General features: G+C 36.5%; 19 protein-coding genes. 18 read left to right on the top strand and 1 reads right to left on the bottom strand.

What is annotated here, in order from left to right; genetic code table 11:
• Nucleotides 1-15: 15 nt before the first annotated feature.
• The 18 genes from J8L73_RS12995 to J8L73_RS12910 all read left to right on the top strand — a co-directional run bounded on the left by J8L73_RS12995 (nucleotide 16) and on the right by J8L73_RS12910 (nucleotide 12548).
• Nucleotides 16-504: a hypothetical protein gene (locus J8L73_RS12995; RefSeq protein WP_211017653.1), complete on the top strand. Its 489-nt coding sequence runs from the start codon at nucleotides 16-18 to the stop codon at nucleotides 502-504.
• A 77-nt stretch (nucleotides 505-581) separates the two neighbouring features.
• Nucleotides 582-761 (top strand): hypothetical protein, encoded by a 180-nt coding sequence (locus J8L73_RS12990; RefSeq protein WP_211017652.1) that lies wholly within the window; start codon nucleotides 582-584, stop codon nucleotides 759-761.
• A 2-nt stretch (nucleotides 762-763) separates the two neighbouring features.
• The gene (locus tag J8L73_RS12985; RefSeq protein ID WP_182719978.1) at nucleotides 764-1186 is read left to right on the top strand and encodes a hypothetical protein; all 423 of its coding nucleotides are present in this window, start codon (nucleotides 764-766) and stop codon (nucleotides 1184-1186) included.
• Entirely contained in the window at nucleotides 1186-1605 is a 420-nt protein-coding gene (locus tag J8L73_RS12980) for a hypothetical protein (RefSeq protein WP_182719977.1), read from the top strand. The genes J8L73_RS12985 and J8L73_RS12980 overlap by 1 nt, the downstream gene beginning before the upstream one ends.
• A gap of 51 nt (nucleotides 1606-1656) precedes the next feature.
• Nucleotides 1657-2013 (top strand): hypothetical protein, encoded by a 357-nt coding sequence (locus J8L73_RS12975; protein WP_211017650.1) that lies wholly within the window; start codon nucleotides 1657-1659, stop codon nucleotides 2011-2013.
• A gap of 172 nt (nucleotides 2014-2185) precedes the next feature.
• On the top strand, nucleotides 2186-3160 hold the full coding sequence (locus tag J8L73_RS12970) for a transposase (protein WP_211017649.1): 975 nt from the start codon (nucleotides 2186-2188) through the stop codon (nucleotides 3158-3160).
• A 689-nt stretch (nucleotides 3161-3849) separates the two neighbouring features.
• Nucleotides 3850-4611: an RHS repeat-associated core domain-containing protein gene (locus J8L73_RS19460; RefSeq protein WP_348771980.1), complete on the top strand. Its 762-nt coding sequence runs from the start codon at nucleotides 3850-3852 to the stop codon at nucleotides 4609-4611.
• Nucleotides 4612-4959, top strand: a complete 348-nt coding sequence (locus J8L73_RS12960; RefSeq protein ID WP_211017647.1) for a hypothetical protein — start codon at nucleotides 4612-4614, stop codon at nucleotides 4957-4959. It abuts the gene before it with no gap.
• A 928-nt stretch (nucleotides 4960-5887) separates the two neighbouring features.
• Nucleotides 5888-6655, top strand: coding sequence for a hypothetical protein (locus tag J8L73_RS19380; protein WP_247659654.1), 768 nt, complete (start codon nucleotides 5888-5890; stop codon nucleotides 6653-6655).
• On the top strand, nucleotides 6652-7182 hold the full coding sequence (locus J8L73_RS12950) for a hypothetical protein (protein ID WP_211017645.1): 531 nt from the start codon (nucleotides 6652-6654) through the stop codon (nucleotides 7180-7182). The genes J8L73_RS19380 and J8L73_RS12950 overlap by 4 nt, the downstream gene beginning before the upstream one ends.
• Nucleotides 7183-7185: 3 nt before the next feature.
• Complete coding sequence (locus tag J8L73_RS12945) at nucleotides 7186-7671, top strand: hypothetical protein (RefSeq protein ID WP_211017644.1); 486 nt, start codon at nucleotides 7186-7188, stop codon at nucleotides 7669-7671.
• On the top strand, nucleotides 7658-8116 hold the full coding sequence (locus J8L73_RS12940) for a hypothetical protein (protein WP_211017642.1): 459 nt from the start codon (nucleotides 7658-7660) through the stop codon (nucleotides 8114-8116). The genes J8L73_RS12945 and J8L73_RS12940 overlap by 14 nt, the downstream gene beginning before the upstream one ends.
• Before the next feature lie 47 nt (nucleotides 8117-8163).
• Nucleotides 8164-8919 (top strand): ChaN family lipoprotein, encoded by a 756-nt coding sequence (locus tag J8L73_RS12935; RefSeq protein ID WP_211017640.1) that lies wholly within the window; start codon nucleotides 8164-8166, stop codon nucleotides 8917-8919.
• A 4-nt stretch (nucleotides 8920-8923) separates the two neighbouring features.
• A complete protein-coding gene (locus J8L73_RS12930; RefSeq protein WP_211017638.1) occupies nucleotides 8924-9508 on the top strand; it encodes a hypothetical protein in 585 nt (194 codons plus the stop codon).
• A 59-nt stretch (nucleotides 9509-9567) separates the two neighbouring features.
• Nucleotides 9568-9834 carry a hypothetical protein gene (locus J8L73_RS12925; RefSeq protein ID WP_096042758.1) on the top strand — a complete coding sequence of 89 codons (267 nt, stop codon included), beginning with the start codon at nucleotides 9568-9570 and terminating at the stop codon, nucleotides 9832-9834.
• A gap of 81 nt (nucleotides 9835-9915) precedes the next feature.
• The gene (locus J8L73_RS12920; RefSeq protein WP_211017636.1) at nucleotides 9916-10695 is read left to right on the top strand and encodes a hypothetical protein; all 780 of its coding nucleotides are present in this window, start codon (nucleotides 9916-9918) and stop codon (nucleotides 10693-10695) included.
• A 231-nt stretch (nucleotides 10696-10926) separates the two neighbouring features.
• Nucleotides 10927-11358 (top strand): transthyretin-like family protein, encoded by a 432-nt coding sequence (locus J8L73_RS12915; protein ID WP_247659653.1) that lies wholly within the window; start codon nucleotides 10927-10929, stop codon nucleotides 11356-11358.
• A gap of 23 nt (nucleotides 11359-11381) precedes the next feature.
• Nucleotides 11382-12548 carry a lipase family protein gene (locus tag J8L73_RS12910; protein ID WP_211017634.1) on the top strand — a complete coding sequence of 389 codons (1167 nt, stop codon included), beginning with the start codon at nucleotides 11382-11384 and terminating at the stop codon, nucleotides 12546-12548.
• Between the two features lie 14 nt (nucleotides 12549-12562).
• Here J8L73_RS12910 and soxR read toward each other — a convergent pair whose 3' ends face one another.
• Nucleotides 12563-13024 carry a redox-sensitive transcriptional activator SoxR gene (soxR, locus tag J8L73_RS12905; protein ID WP_211017632.1) on the bottom strand — a complete coding sequence of 154 codons (462 nt, stop codon included), beginning with the start codon at nucleotides 13022-13024 and terminating at the stop codon, nucleotides 12563-12565.
• Nucleotides 13025-13043 lie beyond the last annotated feature (19 nt).

Below are 13043 nucleotides of genomic sequence, written 5' to 3'. Positions count from 1 at the left end.
TTAGTTAGGTTACATATGAATAATTTATTTGCAGCTGCTTTAAAAACGAATGAGACAAATAGCTTTTTTCGTGGAGAAAAAAACTACTTTGTAAGAACCACTGACTTTGACCAACATAATCATGGTGCAAACCTTGGCGGGCATGTCGAATCTTTTTTAAAAGCGAGTAATGATAACGCTGAAGTTTTCGATGACGCTTTTATAAAATTTTTGGAGTCTTTAGAAGTAACTAAAGAAGATTTGACACATTTTATGGCCAATCTTTCAGCGTTTTTTGCTTTAAAAAATAGAGATAGATTGGAAGGGTCAACGCTCTTTAGGAGCCCGGGTAGCAACGAATCAAAATTAGTTAAAAGCTATTTAACAAATATATCAAACACTAATATATCAAACACTAATATATATCTTACTGAAAAAGATAGGTTATATATACATGCAAATTTTATCTCTAAAAATGGTAACGATATTTTATTAAATACATTGAAAGAAATAGATAAGGGATAGGTTGAACTTTCCATCTTTCACTAACTTATATTTAAATATTAAACGAGCTATATAAAAACTCTAAAAGGACTTTATTGATGTCATTAATCAGAATAACTCAACCTGTTGGGCTGGGTGGGATTAACAGTTTAAATGATGTAAAAACTGTACAAACGGTTTTGAATAAATTACTAAAATTTATTCCTCCTACACAAGCTTTAGCTGTCGATGGTCGCTCAAACCCTCGCCCAGATAGCTATAAACCACCACTAGGATAGATATGAAAAACTTACCTGTAAATTTGAGAGATGAAATTGATGCACTCTATATCGCGGCCTATGAAGCATTAGAAAAAAAAGATCTTAATACGGCGAAAGAGCAAGCAGAAAAAGCATGGGAGTTATTACCTGAGCCTAAATTCGACTGGGACGTAACTCTCAGCTTTGTATCTGGAATTTGCGAAATGTATAAGGAGTTAGGCTTTTATGAAAATTCTCATAAGATAGTGGATGAACTCTTGAACTCAGATCATCTAGATGACTATGATGATGGACCTATATTCTTAAAGGGAGCCATTTATTTTGAGCAAGGTGAGCTAGAGCTAGCAAAAATGTGGTTTGATAAAGCGAATACAATATCTAAAGGGCGCTGCTTTGTTAGTCAGCCGAAGAAGTATAAAACTTTCTATAGTGAGTATAAATAATGGATATTCATGATCAAATAGAGCGGTATTGCGAACAAGGTAATGACTTGTTCGATGAAGATGATTTTTTAGGCGCTATAGCCATTTGGCAAAAAGCGCTTGATTTAATCATTGACCCTGATGAAGATTGGAATGAAGTACTATGGCTCAAAGTTTCGATTGGTGATAGTTTTTACATGATTGATGAATATGAAAAGTCTTTAGACTCTTTATTGGACGCCTTAAATTATCCTGAAGCAAATGAAAATGCATTTATCCACTTTAGAATAGGGCAATGTTATTACCAACTTGGGGATAAAGATAGTAGTAAAAATTCACTGTTAAAAGCTTATATGCTTGCAGGTAAAGAGATTTTTGATGAACATGAAGAAGAAGGGTTGTTTTTTTATGATTTTCTGTCTTCGGAAGTGAACTTATAGGCAAAGTGAGCTGTGCTTAGTGCATGGCTCGGTATTAACAAGGAGCTGTGAGTGATTTCACATAAGCCAAATGATCGTAAAATCAATTTAGATTTAATGAGTACTGAGTTTAAATCAAATTCAGAGAAAGAAACTTTTTTGAAGTGGTTTTTGGATGCTCTAGATAAGGCAGAGGTAATTAATAAAAGACGCCATATAGCAATTTGCCCTATATGTAATGAAAAAAACTTTTTATTACATAAGGAAAATAAAGTCATATCCAAGTATGAGTACAGAATACCCGATGGAGAAATAAATTTTATTGTAGACTCATCCATTCTGCACCTAGTTTCTGTTCACTCCTTAGTGCCGGATCGTTCACTGATTGCAGCCCTAGAAAATTTGTATTGCAAGTCACCTGAAAGTTAGCTGTTCATTATGGTATGTATAAATATCACAAATTTAACATTCCAAGACGTTGCTTCTTTTACGCTAAAAAACAACCCCAGCACAAGATAAACAAGACACCCATCCTAATTTTTGCAGTTTGGCTAACTAAGTACTAGGCTTTTGTAAGTGTAAAAAACAAGCAGGGTGTCTTATGGCAATCGCAAGAAAACGTCAAGTAAGTTTGGCTGATACTAAATATTATCACTGTATCTCGCGTTGTGTTCGGCGTGCATTTTTATGCGGCGAAGACCATTTTACTGGCAAGTCTTACGCGCATCGAAGAGGGTGGGTTGAAGATAAGCTGCTTGAGTTAGCTAAGATATTTTGTATTGACGTCTGTGCTTATGCAGTAATGAGTAACCACACCCATTTAGTCCTGTATGTTGATGATAAAAAAGCGAATCGATTAAATGACAAAGCGATTGTTATTCGCTGGCATAAACTCTGTAAAGGCACATTGTTAACGCAAAAATACATGCAAGGTGAAAAGCTAAGTAACGTTGAGCTCATCTTTTTCAATCAAACGGTAAAACAATACCGAGAACGTTTAGCAAGTATCAGCTGGTTTATGCGCCTATTAAATGAAGATATAGCGCGTAGAGCAAATAAAGAAGATAACTGTACAGGAAGGTTCTGGGAGGGTAGGTTTAAATCGCAAGCTCTCCTTGATGAAGCGGCACTTGCAGCGTGTATGGCCTATGTAGACTTAAACCCCATCAGATCTAAAATGGCAAATACACCAGAAGACTCTAACCATACAAGTGTTCAAAGGCGCTTAACAAGTGCAATAGAAGGTAAGCAACCTAAGCAGTTACTTCGCTTTGCAGGTATGTCGCGCCTAATAATGCCAAAAGGGTTACCGTTTGAACTTAAATCGTACCTTGAACTGGTTGAATTAACAGGACGAATAATGCGAAAGGATAAACGCGGGTATATTGATAATATAAACCTTCCTTTGCTAGAAAGATTAAATATATCGCCAGAAAACTGGCTAAAATTGACTACGCAATTTACACGCGTATTTCACGGTGCTGTTGGTAAGCCATCTTCACAAGCAGGTTACTGCGAAAATTTAAACAGAAAACGACGCGCGAATATTAGTAACTGTGTAAAGCTACTTGCCTAGATTAAAAACCACAATATTAAAAATTAACATTGCAGTTATGCAATTATTTTCATGCTTATAATTTAGGTTTAAGGGTGAAAATGGCTCATTTACTATATGAAAAGAAGTAATGCAGCCGCAAAAACTCAATTATTGACTTAAAAAAATAAATCTAGTGACTCAGCTTTGCTTGCCAAATTAGAGTGGGTGTCTAGTTAGTTACTCACCCGAATATTAGTAACTGTGTAAAGCTACTTGCCTAGATTAAAAACCACAATATTAAAAATTAACATTGCAGTTATGCAATTATTTTCATGCTTATAATTTAGGTTTAAGGGTGAAAATGGCTCATTTACTATATGAAAAGAAGTAATGCAGCCGCAAAAACTCAATTATTGACTTAAAAAAATAAATCTAGTGACTCAGCTTTGCTTGCTAAATTAGAGTGGGTGTCTAGTTAGTTACTCACCCAATACGACTACGACCCATTAGGTCGCCGTATCGCCAAGCACACCGAGCACGGTAAAATTGACTACATTTGGGATAACGACCAGTTAATCGGCGAATGCCAGCACGGTGAATATACCTGGTATATCAACCTACCAAATCAATTTCACCCAGTAGCGCTGATTAAACAAGGCGAGGTGTACTACTATCACCTAGACCAACTTAATACCCCACGTTTTGTTACCAACAACAAAGCTGAAGTCGTGTGGGAAAACCAAGCTGATGTGTATGGTTATGAAGAGCCAGAAGCTGAGTCTAATTTTAATAAAGAAAGCAGCTTCACTCAGCCAATCCGCTTTCAAGGGCAATATTTAGATGAAGAGAGCGGCTTACATTACAACCGCTACCGCTACTACAGCCCCAAACAACAACGCTTTATAAATCAAGATCCGATAGGGTTAGTTGGTGGGATAAATCACTATCAATATGCACCGAACCCGGTTAATTGGGTGGATCCGTTTGGGTTGAGTTGTAAGGAAAATGGCTGGAATACGTTCCAGAAGAACTCTAAAGGCGTATTTTCTAACGTTTCACAGGCCTCCATAGGTTACAAACTCTGGAAAGAGCAAAAGTGGCTTGAATTACAGGATTTACTCGGACCTGAAGCATGGCCTCCAAACAGAGGCTTCGTAAGTATAGAAAAAGTAGAGGTAAATAATGGGAGTACTATAGATCGCTTTGGTGGATTTATAGATCCTAATGGTGAGTTTCGTGATTTTGGTACATTTGTCTCCCCAGAAGGTAATTCATTTGCGAGCAGAGCTTTGCCACCTTCAACTAGGGAAAAAGACTATAATGCATATGAAGTGCTTGAGCCGTTAGAAGTGAATGCTGGGGCTGCAATCCCATGGTTTGGTCAACCAGGGGGAGGGATCCAGTATGAGTTACCAACTTCAATTGAAAATTTGAAAAGTAAAAATAAAATTAAGAAAAAGAGGCCAATTAATAATAAGGAAAATTTATAAATGAAATATATATGTGCTAGTAGTCGCCTACGTTCTGTTTTTTTGGGGAGTGAAAGTAGCCTTTTTGAGTCAGAGTTCCATGTGAAATGCCCAAATTGCAAAAGTCAGATTTATTTTTTCTTTAATGAGATGCATGCCATTAAAGAGGAACTACTTGACTTTGCAAAAGCTTCAAATTTGATAATAGAAACGGAATATAGTGTCGAAGTTAGAGAAGATTTACCAGCTTATGTTGTTAATACAAAATGCGGCGTATGCCACATTAATACACACATTATAGTGGGAATTAAAGAAGTTCAACCTCAACGTTTTAATGCTTATATTAAAAGTGTGATTACCGAGACGTAAACTACTTTGGTAGAAATAAGAAGACATCATTTCAATATGTAAGCTTACTACTGTTTGTTTAACATCCATTAAAGGGTAGATACAGTGAGTAAAAAATACAGCCACTTTTGGGGTTAGTAGACCATAATAATTTGAAAACAGATGAAGAAATCCTTTCAACTATTAATTATGAAATGTTTCCAGATGAAAAAACTTCTTATAAAGAAAGAAAATTATTTGGTAATATCTACTGATTTTTATTCAAAAATGAAAAAGAAAAGACGCCTCACACAATCTGAGTATCCACTACCTGCATTACCTTGGATAATTAATCAAATAGAAAATGGTTTTTTTTAAAAGAAGGATGAAGGTGGTTTTTCAAACTTTGAGCGCAGTACAACCGCAGAGTTTAGCGAAGAGACTATTGGTATCAAAAAATAACAAAGACATATATGGACGCTCCCTTGAAGTCAAGACGAGCTGGTGTATAAACATCAAAATTGATGCCTTTATTTTATTATCATGTATCCCATTTCACAGTAATGATGCGTCACAAGCTTGCTGAAAAGCACAGGTACTGACATATATTCGAGCTATGGTGTCATGATTATCATGCGCCATGCTCCTAATGAGCTTCGTACCAAGGGACCTAAAAAATATTCACCCAAACGAGATTTAATCTCGTGTCTTTATCTGGTTAACCTTGGTTAGCGTGCGCTTTTTGTTTCATTATAAGTGAATTACATACAGGATAAGCGTATGTTACGACTTAAGTGCCCAAACACCCACTCAGGTTTTAAAACCTATGTCTTCGACGGGCTGTCTTAAGTCGTAAACTCGGGTGTGATTGGTGAAGAAATAAACTAGACACCCACTTTAAATAGTAGGTGCCGATTTACGACTAACACATTGTAATTCAAAATATAACTTTAAAGAAAAGGATGCTTCGATGGCAGCAATTAGAATAACTCAATCTGTTGGATTGGGTGGTGCTAACAGTTTAAATGATGTAAAAACTGTACAAACGGCTTTGAATAAATTACTAAAACTTATTCCACCTATACAAGCTTTAGTTGTCGATGGTCGCTTAAACCCTCGCCCAGAAAACTCCAAAACTATTGCTGCTATTAAGTTGTTCCAAAGCAAAGTATTAAATACGGCGCGGCCTGATGGAAAAATAAACCCAAATGATGCTACGTTTCGAAAAATTAATGAAAAGCTTGCCTTATATAACTCTCAAAAAGCAGGAATGAAAGATCCCCAACTTTTTTTGAAAAATATAATAAAACCAACGCTGTTAAAAATCGGTTTATCATCAAAAAAAGCAGAAATCTTATTGCTAGGTACGGCGATTCAAGAAAGTCGATTGAAGTATCGTCAACAACTAGGCGGTGGACCTGCGTTGAGTTATTTTCAGATAGAGCCTGTTACTCATGATGACATTTGGGATAATTACCTAAGTTACAGAGGAGAGTTAGCATTAAAAGTTAAAAGCTTAATGACTACTGAAGATAAGTTAAAGGAGCTAAAAGAGAATGATGCTTATGCATGCGTCATTGCTAGAATTCACTATTTAAGAGCGCCAGCTGCCTTACCTGAAGCTAATGATACTAATGCGCAGGCACAGTATTGGAAAACTTATTATAATACGCCACTTGGAAAGGGAACTGTTCAAGAGTTTATCCATAATTGGCAAACATATGGAGTAAGTATATGAATGTTTTTAAGGCCTTAATTTATACTCTGCTATTAACGATAAGTCATACCGCTTTCGCGTCAGAATGTTTAAATATAAAAGTAACTAAGCCTATAAAAGTTGATGACAAAACAGGGCTATTGCAGTCATTGAAGTTTGAGCAAGTTAAATTACTCCACAAAGATAAGTCAGGTATTTGCTTGCCTACAAGGGATACCTACATCTTGTCTTTTAGTGAAGGGATCCCTTTTATTGCCACTCGATTAAAAGGTCATACACCAGAAATAACATTGCTTGAAAAAGACAAAAATTATTATGCATTAATAAAGTTTTATGCAGGTAACAAATTGCAAGTACTAAAGGGATATCAAGTCATCAAATCAGAGCTATACGCACTCCCTAATTTCACTTTAAGTAGTAATGTAAGCAATATTAGTATTGATGAAGGGGTTATTAGCGTAAATAATACTAAGTTAGTTGAAGAGCACTCCATTGATTCAGTTACGCTTTATAACTTTGATTTATCAGGTGTATCAGTTAAGCATTAAGTAATGTATTTACTAAATAACTATAATATTGAACTACCAAGGGTATTAAAAAGCATGATAAAAAGTAACCTTGGTAAGTTTTTTCTGATTACAGCCTTGTTTTTTATTGCACCGTATAATGAAGCTCAAGGTGCCTCGCAGGTTATATTTAAATGTAATGCGGATGTGCCAACACCTATTGAGCTGGTTATTAACAAAGTAGGGAGTAAATTTCACTTAGCTGAATTTACTATAAATGTAGCCCCTGTTATTGATTCAGCAGACTTTAAAGCTGTAGAAAAATCGAGCTATCATCGCTCTTTGGTTACTGAACATAGTTTAACTTTTAATGGGGGAGAAAGTGAAGTTATAGTAAGTGATTACTATAGCGAAGAGTTTGATACAGTAAAAAAAGAAAACACAGTCACACTACAAAAGAATGATATAAAGAAATATTGGGTTTGTGACAGTACCGCTATTAGTAAATTAGCTTCTATTGAAGATTTTTAGCCAATTAAAAGCGCTGATCGCGCACACTATTTTATTAAGCTTTATTTTTTGTTCTAATACTCAACATACTAATTTATTAGAGCTTGATGACTTTAGAAAAGCGGTTAGTCGTGCTGACTATTTAGCTAAAGTAAAAATTATCAAAATAGAATTTTTTCAAGAGGTTGATGGTTCCCAAGGGCATGTTTTTACCGCTGATGTAGTTACTACCTATAAAGGCTCAACTCATAAACAGATTTCTTATGAGATGCTTGTTGAGAGAGGTGAAGATGTAATGTGTAACTCGGCGCCCATTTACCTAGCACTTTGTAAGAGTTTAAACGGGTCTTATTATTGGCCTGGTACGGGTTCAGAGTTTAAACCTACACCTGTTATTAATGCTTGGATTAATGAAAATAGAGTTTCCCTTAAACTAGCACGCACACCAGCAGGTTGGTGTGACTAGCTTGGGTTTTTGAATAATATTAAGAATATTAAACATAAGGAAATACAGTGAGTAAAATAAACACGGATGTAAATTACAGAACAATGGCAGGTAACGCGCGCTTAGTGATTATTGCCGAGTCTAGCCATAATCCAGTATCTTATAAATATGAGGCTATAAAGGCTCTAAAACAACTTAAAGCTGCGGGTTTCACTCATTTTGCGATGGAAATGTTACCTATAAAGATAAAAGAAAAAATAGATTTTTATCAACGTACTGGTAAAGGTTTTGATGTCATTTACAAACATTTTCGAGAAAATTGGTATTGGAATGGTGCTGCTAGCACAGGTTATGGTGAACTAGTTAAAGCTGCTAACTCTCTAGGTATGAAAATTATTCCGTTAGATATGCCCGTTGAGGTGATGGATAAAATTGATGGTAGGTGCAGTTGGGAGGACGCTGATGGTGGTTTATGTACTGATTCACATATTCAAAGAAATCAAATGTGGGCGAGCATACTAAGTAGTACCCTTAAAATTGAAAAAGGCTCCCGTATTGTTGCATTTATGCATCGGTACCATGCATTTAATGCTGGTAATAGGCATATAGGTGTTGATTCTATTTTACTTAATTTAAAAATCAGTGGAATAAGTATAATTGACTATATTGGTGGGATGACCTGCAAAGATAGCGGAGTTTGTGAAGGTGAAGGCGACTTAAAAAAGCCGCTTAGAGAGACTTATTTCTATAGGAAAGGTGCATTTTTACCTTCACCAGTACCTTCTTATACTGTTCATCTTCCTGAACAATCTTTAGGGAAGTGATTTTATGGATAAATTATTATTATTGTTAATTATAATGGCGCCTTCCATTTATGCCGCAGGTCCTCGATGGGATAATACTATAGATATAAATGACCCAGATTTAACTGTAATAACCGCCGCACAGCAATGTCATAAAAGCTTAATTAACGCGCCAGAGTATCTTGAGGAGTGGTGTGAAAAAGCTTATTCCATGGGATACTGGAAAGCATTGATTACTTTAAGCCTTCACACTGGGGATGGGACTCGATTATTAGAGGAAGCCAAAAAGCGGGTTGCGGCAAAAGAGATAGAAGCTTATTCAACATTAGCTTGGTTATATGGAAGTGGCATGTTTGTAGGGCAAGATATTGATAATGCAATTTCCCTTCACAAAGAATTTTTAGCGTTAGGTACAGAATTGCCAGATTCATTAGTTACAACGGCGCATTTTGAGTTAGCAAGTTTATATAAATCGCAGCATAATTGGCTTGCAGTAAAAGAGCATGCACAATATGTTATTGAACACAGCGCTTTAGCTTATGACAAAGAGCAAGCTGTTAGTTTATTACAGTTAGCAAAAGAGAAAGCTCAATTAAAAATAAATCATTGAATTAAAACTGATACACAAAGGAGCTATAAACGCCTAAGCTAAGGCACTATAGAAATAATATGGAACAACAAAACCAACAAACACTAACTAACCTTGTTTACGATATATACGAGAACCCAACTTTAATAGAAGAGCATCAAGTGCTTATAATGCCCTTGTTGAGCGATTTAGTTGCTACTGCGCCAGCTGGGTTTGAGGGCATGGCGACAATGATTAATACCCATATTTCAAATGGGTTTAAATTCAAAAATCCTAAAATACAAAAATTTGAACTTGAGTCGGGGCTTTTAAAACTTAAAACATATTTTCAAAAAATAAACCTATAACCCCCATCATAATTACACACTCAATTTTTAATATTAATGCAGCACGTGTGCTGCATTTGTTTTTCTCATTAAGGATGATGTATGAGCCTTATTACCACGAGTATTTTAATGCTGTTTTTACAGCCTTTATTTGTATATTTAGCTCTTTTTAAAGAGTCAGATCGGAGTACTCCAAGCCGTTCATTAGATAACGAAGATGCTATGTATCTATTTATAGCGCCTGGTTTAGCCGTATTTTATTCTGATGAGTTTTGGCAGGCGGTACTTTATTTAGGAAGTGTATGCCTATTAGGTTTAATGCTTGCCACTATTGTAAAAAGCAAAGCTAAAAAACGATTAACAAGGGATGACGCTATCGGGTTTACTATTGCCAGCTTTTTATTTTTTTGGATTATAAAATTAATTATTGGTGGGATAGGGTATCTTTTTACCGAAAATGCCGCGAATGCTTCAGCAGCCGACATAGGCCAGCAAGCTTATTCATCAAATTCAGGTGAGCTTTTAAACTGGGGGTACTTATATTATCAGTTTTGGCCAACGTTATACTTTTTACTCTTAATGCTAGCCACATTAGCTATAAAAATAATTGAGAGCCGATTTAATAAACATTCATTTTCAGGCTCGCTCTTAATATTGGGCGCAGTTTTGGCAGGTGTATCACCGTTATTTGGGCATGCTTTTATTTTAGGCGTTATCGCAAACTTTTTTATATTTTTTGTTGTGTGCACGGCATGTATAGAAATTGATAAAAGGAGCGATCCTTCAGCGGGTGCTATTAGTTTTATGTATGGCTTTTTGCTTATGGGCGGCATCATGTTTAGTGGCATTGGTAAATTAATATATACACTATTTTATAATTAGATTAGTGATTGTTTTTTGATTAAAAAACATGCAGTATAATTGTACCTAATTAGACCCCTACTTTTCAGTATAAATATGGCTGGTGTAATTAATTAGCCATATACATTAAGTAGTCTATAGCTAGGCCTTGGGAGAGAGTTTGCTTTGTTTTTATCGCGTTTAAAAATTTTTGTGTTGGTAATAGTCTCTATTGCCGTTGTTTTTTTTACTACATCACAGGCTTGTGCGGATATGTTTGGCTTTTTTAATAAACAAGAATTTTATTTATCGGCTCCAGTAAAGGGGCAGTTATTAGATGCTGGGCAGCCAGTTGCAAACACTAAAGTAATGCGCTCACTCACCTATGGCGATGAATACGTTGACGAAACCACAACAGACGAACACGGTTATTTTACTTTTACAGAAAAAACAATAAAAACAGGTAAGCCCTCTAATATGTTTGATAACGACTCGTTGGTTCAGCATATTTATTTAGAAAACGGCACGCCAGAAGGAATTGTTTTGTGGTACACGCTTGTTTCAATTCATGAAAAAAGTGACACACTTAAAGAGCTTCTTGCACACTTGAAGTGTGATATTTCTAAAGAGCCGCAAACATACGATATTCCAATTAAAGAAGATACCAGCCACGCTTTTGCGATTTACACATCATGTAAACTTTAACTATTAATTTAAAGGGAACTTATATGAATACTTTGACGCCAACCCAAGCGGTACAGTTAGCTAACCTTGCTTATAAAGCAAAAAGCATTAAAACCACTAACTTACTTCATCGTTCACTTCATGCATCTTTGCGCGACAATTTTAACTTTTCAGTTAACCCTGGCGCAGTACAAGGTGTAACAGGCGGTTTTTTCTCCCATTTGTTTAATTTAAGTACGGGTTTTGCTTTAGTAGGGCATGGGCTTGGCGATTATCAGGGTGATTCGGTTATAACAATTCGAGGTACTAACTCGCTAAGAGATGGCTTAACTGATGGCCATTTTGGTTTAAGTGGAGGCTCAAACGGCAGTATGGTGCATGCTGGGTTTAATAAAACCTTTTATAGTATGAAACCAGCGTTAAGAGAGTTTGTTGAAGCTAATATTAAAGATAAAGTAATCGAATGTATTCATTTAGTTGGCCACAGCTTAGGTGGTGCATTAGCGACGCTTTCTGCTGATTGGATTAGAGCTGAATATTCAATACCTGTAAAGCTATATACGTTTGGCTCACCGCGCGTTGGGCTTGAAAACTTCTCTCGGGCTGCGACATCAAGAATTGATAAAATTTACCGCTGTACTCATGGTGCAGACCCAGTTGCTAAGGTACCTTTGTGGCCGTTCTCGCATGCACCTTATAGCGGTCAAGAAATTCGCTTAGATAATGGGCAAGGTTTAAAAGGTGCTGCCCATACCCTCAATGGTACGCCTGGCTATATAAACACAGCCAATAGTAATAATTGGAACAACTTAACTATTCAAGCTAATCATTTTTTGAGTACCCCTGTACGTTTGAAGTTTGAAGATAGAAATCAAGCCTCTTTTACTTCCCACTGGGCTGATAAACTAGGGGCTGCGTTAGTCACACTTTTAAAAGATGCCGGCTATTACAGTGCAGTTGCTGCCCAAGCTGCTATTGGTACTGGGCTTACTTTTTACGATATGTTGGCGCGTACTTTAGATAAAATAGCGAAGGCTTCAGCCTCGTTTGCAACACAAACCTTAGGTTTACTAGGGCATATGTTAGTGTTTGCTGGCAAAGTAATTAGTAAAGCGGTGGAGCTTACATATAGCTTTATAAAATCGGTATTCGATTCAACCCTAGGTGCTCTATACCGAGCGGCGAGAGAGGGACTAAGCGGCTTAGATTAACTTTAATCTAGCCCTCAATCTTGCTCTAACAAAATAGCACCACTTTGGTTTTCGCCTAAGTGGTCGTTTTTGTTATAGATAGGGCATTTACTCATAGATAAACACCCACAGCCAATACATCCATCAACGCGATCGCGCAAACGCTGCATATACGCTATGCGCTCATCTAGCTGTGTTTGCCATTGCTTTGAAAGGGCTGACCAGTCTTTTTGTGTGGGTGTGCGCTGATCAGGTAATGTGGCTAGGGTGTGTTTAATTTCATCAAGCGTTATTCCCATGGCTTGTGCAGCTTTTATTACCGCTATACGGCGTAGTACGTCTTTTTTATAGCGGCGTTGATTGCCGCTATTGCGCCAACTACGTATTAGCCCTTTTGTTTCGTAAAAGTGCAGGGTTGATACTTTTACGCCGCTGCGCTTGGCGACATAACCAACCGTTAAGTTGGCCTCTGTTAGTTTTTTTTGATCTGTTTGCATTATTTTTAATTTCCGTTTG

It is taken from the genome of Pseudoalteromonas sp. MMG006 (assembly GCF_018101025.1).
In the GTDB taxonomy this organism is placed as follows: Bacteria; Pseudomonadota; Gammaproteobacteria; order Enterobacterales; family Alteromonadaceae; genus Pseudoalteromonas.
This window is presented reverse-complemented; position numbering and strand designations above follow the sequence as displayed.

Excerpts from the sequence above, each read along its gene's own strand:
- J8L73_RS12995 (WP_211017653.1), top strand. The coding sequence starts at position 16 with ATGAATAATTTATTTGCAGCTGCTTTAAAAACGAATGAGACAAATAGC.
- J8L73_RS12990 (WP_211017652.1), top strand. The coding sequence starts at position 582 with ATGTCATTAATCAGAATAACTCAACCTGTTGGGCTGGGTGGGATTAAC.
- J8L73_RS12985 (WP_182719978.1), top strand. The coding sequence starts at position 764 with ATGAAAAACTTACCTGTAAATTTGAGAGATGAAATTGATGCACTCTAT.
- J8L73_RS12980 (WP_182719977.1), top strand. The coding sequence starts at position 1,186 with ATGGATATTCATGATCAAATAGAGCGGTATTGCGAACAAGGTAATGAC.
- J8L73_RS12970 (WP_211017649.1), top strand. The coding sequence starts at position 2,186 with ATGGCAATCGCAAGAAAACGTCAAGTAAGTTTGGCTGATACTAAATAT.
- J8L73_RS12960 (WP_211017647.1), top strand. The coding sequence starts at position 4,612 with ATGAAATATATATGTGCTAGTAGTCGCCTACGTTCTGTTTTTTTGGGG.
- J8L73_RS19380 (WP_247659654.1), top strand. The coding sequence starts at position 5,888 with ATGGCAGCAATTAGAATAACTCAATCTGTTGGATTGGGTGGTGCTAAC.
- J8L73_RS12950 (WP_211017645.1), top strand. The coding sequence starts at position 6,652 with ATGAATGTTTTTAAGGCCTTAATTTATACTCTGCTATTAACGATAAGT.
- J8L73_RS12945 (WP_211017644.1), top strand. The coding sequence starts at position 7,186 with ATGTATTTACTAAATAACTATAATATTGAACTACCAAGGGTATTAAAA.
- J8L73_RS12930 (WP_211017638.1), top strand. The coding sequence starts at position 8,924 with ATGGATAAATTATTATTATTGTTAATTATAATGGCGCCTTCCATTTAT.
- J8L73_RS12925 (WP_096042758.1), top strand. The coding sequence starts at position 9,568 with ATGGAACAACAAAACCAACAAACACTAACTAACCTTGTTTACGATATA.
- J8L73_RS12920 (WP_211017636.1), top strand. The coding sequence starts at position 9,916 with ATGAGCCTTATTACCACGAGTATTTTAATGCTGTTTTTACAGCCTTTA.
- J8L73_RS12915 (WP_247659653.1), top strand. The coding sequence starts at position 10,927 with ATGTTTGGCTTTTTTAATAAACAAGAATTTTATTTATCGGCTCCAGTA.
- J8L73_RS12910 (WP_211017634.1), top strand. The coding sequence starts at position 11,382 with ATGAATACTTTGACGCCAACCCAAGCGGTACAGTTAGCTAACCTTGCT.
- soxR (WP_211017632.1), bottom strand. The coding sequence starts at position 13,024 with ATGCAAACAGATCAAAAAAAACTAACAGAGGCCAACTTAACGGTTGGT.